At 71.3% G+C, this 5,978-nt stretch carries 7 protein-coding genes and 1 pseudogene; 5 read left to right on the top strand and 3 right to left on the bottom strand.

Features of this window, described 5'->3' with window-relative positions:
* Positions 1-1,519: MFS transporter (locus tag QH283_RS09205; RefSeq protein ID WP_280502596.1), on the bottom strand; the 1,519-nt coding region annotated here is incomplete at its 3' end.
* Between the two features lie 30 nt (positions 1,520-1,549).
* Positions 1,550-2,011 (bottom strand): NUDIX hydrolase, encoded by a 462-nt coding sequence (locus tag QH283_RS09200; protein WP_280502595.1) that lies wholly within the window; start codon positions 2,009-2,011, stop codon positions 1,550-1,552.
* A 196-nt stretch (positions 2,012-2,207) separates the two neighbouring features.
* Between QH283_RS09200 and QH283_RS09195 the strand changes: the two genes are divergently transcribed.
* Complete coding sequence (locus QH283_RS09195; RefSeq protein ID WP_280502594.1) at positions 2,208-2,996, top strand: pirin family protein; 789 nt, start codon at positions 2,208-2,210, stop codon at positions 2,994-2,996.
* Positions 2,997-3,125: 129 nt separating this feature from the next.
* Positions 3,126-3,626, top strand: a complete 501-nt coding sequence (locus QH283_RS09190; protein WP_280502593.1) for a DUF4190 domain-containing protein — start codon at positions 3,126-3,128, stop codon at positions 3,624-3,626.
* Positions 3,627-3,658: 32 nt separating this feature from the next.
* Here QH283_RS09190 and QH283_RS09185 read toward each other — a convergent pair whose 3' ends face one another.
* Positions 3,659-4,231: a hypothetical protein gene (locus tag QH283_RS09185; RefSeq protein WP_280502592.1), complete on the bottom strand. Its 573-nt coding sequence runs from the start codon at positions 4,229-4,231 to the stop codon at positions 3,659-3,661.
* 128 nt (positions 4,232-4,359) lie between these two features.
* On the opposite strand from QH283_RS09185, the gene QH283_RS09180 reads away from it, so the two are divergent.
* From QH283_RS09180 to QH283_RS09170, 3 genes and pseudogenes are all read left to right on the top strand, one after another.
* Positions 4,360-5,211 (top strand): helix-turn-helix domain-containing protein, encoded by an 852-nt coding sequence (locus QH283_RS09180; protein WP_280502591.1) that lies wholly within the window; start codon positions 4,360-4,362, stop codon positions 5,209-5,211.
* Positions 5,212-5,221: 10 nt separating this feature from the next.
* The gene (locus tag QH283_RS09175; RefSeq protein ID WP_280502590.1) at positions 5,222-5,605 is read left to right on the top strand and encodes a DUF397 domain-containing protein; all 384 of its coding nucleotides are present in this window, start codon (positions 5,222-5,224) and stop codon (positions 5,603-5,605) included.
* Between the two features lie 30 nt (positions 5,606-5,635).
* Positions 5,636-5,978 (top strand): annotated as a pseudogene (locus QH283_RS09170) (peptidase M13); the annotation flags it as partial.

Below are 5,978 nucleotides of genomic sequence, written 5' to 3'. Positions count from 1 at the left end.
GCGTGCCCGGGGCCCGCCCGGGCCCCGGGCGGGCGGGCGGGGGGGCGCCCCCCCCCCCCGCCCCGGGCGGGCTCCCGGGCCCCGCCCCGGCGGGGGCGCGGGGGCCGGGCGGCCCGGGGGGCCCGGGCGCTCGCCGCCGCGTGTTCACCGCGACGAGCCCGGCCGCCAGCGCGTACCCGGCCGCGCCCGCCAGCACGATCCCCGGCGAGCGCCCGTCATCGGGGATCACCAGCGCCGTCCCCGCGATCGACAGCACGAAGGCGATGTTGAACACGGTGTCCTGGAGGGCGAACACCTGCCCGCGCCGGGTGTCGTCCACATCGGTCTGCATCGCCGCGTCCCCGCTCAGCTTGATCAGTTGTCCGGCCAGCCCGAACAGCAATGCCCCGGCGAGCAGCAGCAGGTGCGCGCGCCCGGCTTCCTGCCCCGGCCCGGCCACAGCGGTCGGCATCACCAGCCCGAGCTGCACGAACACCGCCGCCACCAGTCCGGTGAGCACCGTCCGCGCCCGCCCGAGCCGGGGGATCACCCACGGGGCGAGCGCCGCCGCCGTCAGCAACCCGGGGGCGCTGGCCCCGATCGCCACCCCGAACCCGATCAATCCGCCGCCCACCCCGGCGCCGTCGGCGGGCTCACGCAACACCAGCACCATGATCAGCGTGTTCGCGCCGAACACCACCCGGTGCGCCCCGATCCCGACCATCGCCGCGGTCACCTCCGGCGCCCGCCACACCGCCCGCGCCGCCGTCGACAGCCCGCCCGCGACGGCGCGTAACGTCCCCCGGTCCGTCCCAGGCGCCCGCCCCGAGCCCGTCAGCGCCGCCCGTGGGTCCGCGACCGCCTCCGCCCGCACTTCGACCCCGGGCCCGAGCACGTGCGGCAGGAACCCGACCGCGCCGATCGCGCCGATCACCGACCCCGCCGCGCTGCACGCCACCGCCAGCGCGGATCCGGCATCCCCTGCCCCGGCGATCCCGATCACCGCCACGGCCGCCGCCGCCCCGGCCCCGGCGAAGGCCGAGGCCACCGTGGCGAGCACGGAGTTCATCGCCACCAGCCACTGTCTGGCCAGCACCCGCGGCAGCGCGGCGGACACCCCGGCCGCCACGAACCGGCTCACCCCCACGGTGGCCAGCGCGAGCAGCAGCAGCGGCGTTTCCTCGACGCCTGCCGCCAGCACGGCCGCGGCGGTCAGGATGAGCACGATCCGCAGCAGGTTCGCCACCAGCAGCACCGTTCGCCGGTCCCAGCGGTCCAGCAGCGCGCCCGCGTACGGGCCGATCAGCGAATAGGGCAGCAGCAGTACCGCGAAGCCCGCCGCGATGGCCAGCGGGTCGGTCTCGCGCTCGGGATTGAACAGGATCGCCCCCGACAGCGCGGCCTGGAACATGCCGTCGCCGAACTGGCCGGCGAATCGGACCACCGCGAGCCGGACCACGCCGGGGCTCTCGCGCAGGGCGGTCCGCCAGGGTGGCCGGTTCTGCGGTTCGGAACGTCTCAGCGGCTCACCGTGCGGCACCGGGCCGATTCTGCCGTGCCGGGCGCTTGCTCAGCGCGGCGGGAACAGCGCGCGCAGGGCCTCACGGGTGTCGGGGGTCATCGGCAGGCTGTCGAGGGTGTCGATGTCGATCCAGGCGAACGCGTCGTGTTCGCCGGGTGAGAGCGATATCTCGCCGGAATCGGCCACCACCAGGAAACTGAACTTTCGCACCCGTGGTTTGCTGCGCGTCGCATAGTCGATCGCGCCGAGAAATCGATCGATGTGGTGCACCCGCAGACCGGTCTCCTCGAACAACTCGCGCACCACGCATTCGACGAGAGTTTCCCCGGATTCCACCCCGCCGCCGGGTAATTCGTACATTCCCCCTAAATAGTCGTCCGGCACCCGGCGGATTACCAGGAGACGGCCCTCGCGAAATACCGCGATACCGACCACGAAATCGGTGATGCCCGCCGCGCGCGCCCCTTCGCGCAGTTGTTCCTCGACCCGCGCGAGCGCGTCCGGTCGCATCTCGTCACCTCCGCCTCGCCCGTCGCGGCCCAGGGATTCCCCTCGGCGTCCGGCACTGCTCGCCTGCCGTTCCCCGGCCCGGTGCTCGCGTAATATGCCCGATGCGGGACAATTTACTAGGAATACGAGTCGCCGCGCGGCCGGGCGTACAGATGCGACCGGGCCCGCGGCGCGCCTGCTGGGAGAGGAGGACCGGGTGTCCGCACTCGCGACCCCGCACATCGATGTCCATCGAGGCGGCGACCGGATGAAAACCCGGATCTCCTGGCTCGACTCGAAGCATTCCTTCTCCTTCGGCGCGCATTACGATCCCGACAACACCCACCACGGGCTGCTGCTGGTCAACAACGACGACATCGTGCTGCCCGGCCAGGGGTTCGAGACGCATCCGCATCGCGATATGGAAATCGTCACCTGGGTGCTGGAGGGCAGCCTGGTGCATCAGGACTCGCTCGGTCACAGCGGTGTCATCTATCCCGGTCTGGCCCAGCGGATGAGCGCGGGCAGCGGGATTCTGCATTCGGAGAAGAACGATTCCTGGCGGCTGGACAACAGTTCCGCCCACGACCGGCCGGTGCATTTCATCCAGATGTGGGTGGTTCCCGACGAAGCGGGCGTCGATCCCGGCTATCAGCAGCTCGAGATCGACGACGAACTGGCCTCCGGCGATCTGGTGACCGTGGCCTCCGGCCTGCCCCGCTACCGCGACCGCACCGCCATCGCGATCAACAGCAGTCACGCCGCGCTGCACGTGGCCAGGATGCCCGGCGCCGACGGTGCAGGCGCGCCGTCGGTGGTGACCCTGCCGGAGGCGCCCTACCTGCACGTCTTCGTCGCGCGCGGCGAGGTGGAGATGGAGGGTGTCGGCCCGCTCTACACCGGCGACGCGGTGCGCACCGGGCACAGCGGCGGGCAGCGGATAACGGCGCAGGCGCCGGCGGAGATCCTGGTGTGGGAGATGCACGCTCGCCTCGGCGGGCGGTGAGCTCCCTGTTTCCCGCGTGAGGCGCGGGGCGATTCGCCCGTTTCGTCCGACTACCATCGGAGTACGGGCAACGCGGTCGACCGGAATGCAGCCCCCGCGATCGCGTCCGACCGACTGAGAGGTGGGCCCATGTCGCAATATCCTCCCCCGGGTCAGTACCCCCAGGAATACCCGTCGTCGGGGTCGTATCCGCCACCGCCTGGGCAGTACCAGGGCGGCGGCTACTGGCAGGAATCGCCCAAGCGCACCGGGCTCGCGGTGGCCGCTCTCGTGCTCGGCATCGTGGCGTTGCTCAGTTTCTGGACCGTGGTCGGCGGCTACCTGTTCGGCGCGCTCGGCGTGATCTTCGGTCTGATCGCCGCGATCAAGGCCCGCAAGGGCACCGCGGGCGGGTTCGGCATGTCGATCACCGGCATCGTGCTCAGCGTGCTCGCCCTGATCGGCGCGACGCTGTTCGTGATCGTCGGCTGGAGCTTCTTCGTCGACATGGGTGGTAAGGACTTCGTCGACTGCCTGAACAAGGCGGGCAACGACCAGGCCGCCATCGACGAGTGCGAACGCCAGTGGACCGAGAACGTGGAGAACCGGTTCAGCATCACGCTCACCCCGGCACCGGTCCCCACGCCCTGATTCCCTGGCGGGAAGGCGCGGGCCTGGCCGGTTCAGTTCATGCCACAGCGCGGCGCGGCAGCGGCGGCCCGCGTCACGGTGGTGACCTCGGTCAGGTCCGGCCGGTAGTCGTCCTCGGGGGCGCTCACCCAGGACCGGTAGCCGGTGCGTTCGTCGGCGGGTGAGGGCAGCACGATCCTGCTGCCCGGCAGCGCGATCGAGGCGCACACGCGGAACAGGTCGGCGAACAGGCTCATGTCGAGATAGGAGTTGTCGGTCGGGCCGGTGAGGAAGGTCCAGCGGTCCGACCGGGGATGGGCGATGATCGGGCAGCGGTGCGGGCCGGACAGCGCCGCCGCCACCGACGCGCCGAGCGTGGCGGGCATGACCACGGCCCCGACGGCGCCCACCTCGAGCATGATCCGCCCGAGGGCGGGATCGACCTCGGCGAACAGCCGGTGGTCGGTGCGATAGCGGCGGCAGCGGTGGAAGGCGTTCTCCTTGCCGGCCGACTCCCGGCCCGCGGGCCCCTCGGCCGCCGATCGACGCCCGCCGGGGCGGGCCGGCAGCACCTGGGTGCCGCCCTGCGCGCGGTGATTGCCAGATCCAGTGCCGGACGTGCTCATGAAGAACCTCGTCTCGATGCGGAGTGGATGTTTCGGGTGAACCAGCCGCTAACGTGACAGTAGACCCGGGCAAGTGCTGTGACAATAGTCACCGTCGGCTGGTCGATCACGAAGTAGCATCGCTTCGCATGGCACCCGTCTCGCCGACCGTCGCCCGCTGGGAACTGGTGCTTCGGCTGCGTGAGCTGCGCGAACAGCGCGGCTTCGACTCCGCGACCTTCGCCAGGCAGGCCGGATTCACCCCGGCGAACTGGTCGCACGTGGAGAACGGCAGGCGCGTGCTGACCGGCCGGACCATCGGTCCCGTGCTCGATCTGCTCGAGGTCGAGCAGGAGGAACGCGACGAACTGCTCGACCTGCTACAGGCTGGCAAACAGCGCGGCTGGTGGAGCAGGTCCTCCGCGCTGATCGGCCCCGAGCTCCAGCGTCTCTACGGCATGGAGCACGGCGCGCAGAGCATCCGCAGCTACGACAGCCTGATCGTGCCCGGCCTGTTGCAGACCGAGGCCTACGCCCGCGCCCTCATCAGCGCCGACGTGATGATCCGCCCGGTCCAGGTCGATCAGCTCGTCGCCATCAGGATGCGCAGGCAGCAGCGGCTGCGCGGGCCCGATCGCGTCGAGCTGACCGCGGTGATCGGCGAGGCCGCGCTGTTGCAGCAGACCGGTGGGCCGCAGGTGCTGCGCGGCCAGCTCGAGCACCTGGTCGCGCTGATCGACGAACTGGACACCGTGGACGTGCGCGTCATTCCGTTCACCGCCCGCGAGGGCGCCATCCTCGGTGGCTCCAGCTTCCATCTGCTCGACTTCGCAAGCGAACAGCTACCGACCTTCGGGTGGGCGGAGAGCGCGGTCTTCGGCGGCCCGGTCGATGACCCGGAGCTGGTGCGCGATCTGGGCTTCGCCTACCTGCGCGTGCTGGAGCAAGCTCTGTCACGAGCTGATTCCGAAGCTCTGATCAGGCAATATGCCCGGGGGTAGACTCTCGGGCATGGCTACCAACGCCGGCGGCCGGCCGCGTCGCAGCGGCTGGTTCACCTCGTCCCGGTCCAACAACGGCAACCAGTGCGTCGAGGTCATGTTCGACGTCGCAGCCGTCTGGATACGGGACAGCAAATTCCGTTCGGGATCCGAGGGCGCCCCCGCCGCCCCCGCCGCCCAGCCGGTGATCGCGCTGTCCCCGGCCGAGTGGGACGAGCTGATCGCCTGTCTGCGCGAAGGCCGCACCGTGCCGGGACTGGTCACCGAGACGCAGGCGGGCGCGGTGGAACTGCGCCGTGGCCGGACCGTGCTGAGCTTCACCCGCCCGGAGTGGGATGCCTTCCTCGCCGGGGTGGCCGACGGCGAATTCGACCGGGTCCCGCAGCCGGGCTGAGCCGGCCCGACGGACGGCATACTGGACCACGTGACCTCCGAGCTGATCAGCACTCCTTCCGGTATCGATCTGTCCCACGTCGACGAGGCCGTCCGGGTCCAGGACGACCTGTTCGCGCACGTCAACGGCAGGTGGCTGGCCGAGCACGAGATCCCGGGCGATCGTGCCGTCGACGGCGCCTTCCGCGACCTCTACGACCAGGCCGAAGCGGACGTCAAGGCGATCATCCAGCGGTGTGCGGAGGGCGCCTACGACGGTGCCGCCGGCACCGGAACCGACGCCGCCGAGGTCGCCGCTGCCCGCCGGATCGGCGGCCGCTACCGCGCCGTCATGGACCCCGAGACGGTGGCGGCCGCCGGCCGGGCCCCCCACG

Origin of the sequence: Nocardia farcinica, assembly GCF_029867845.1 — a bacterium.
GTDB classification, from domain to species: Bacteria; Actinomycetota; Actinomycetes; order Mycobacteriales; family Mycobacteriaceae; genus Nocardia; species Nocardia farcinica_A.
Note: the sequence above shows the minus strand (reverse complement) of the source record. Positions and strands in the feature narration are given on the sequence as shown.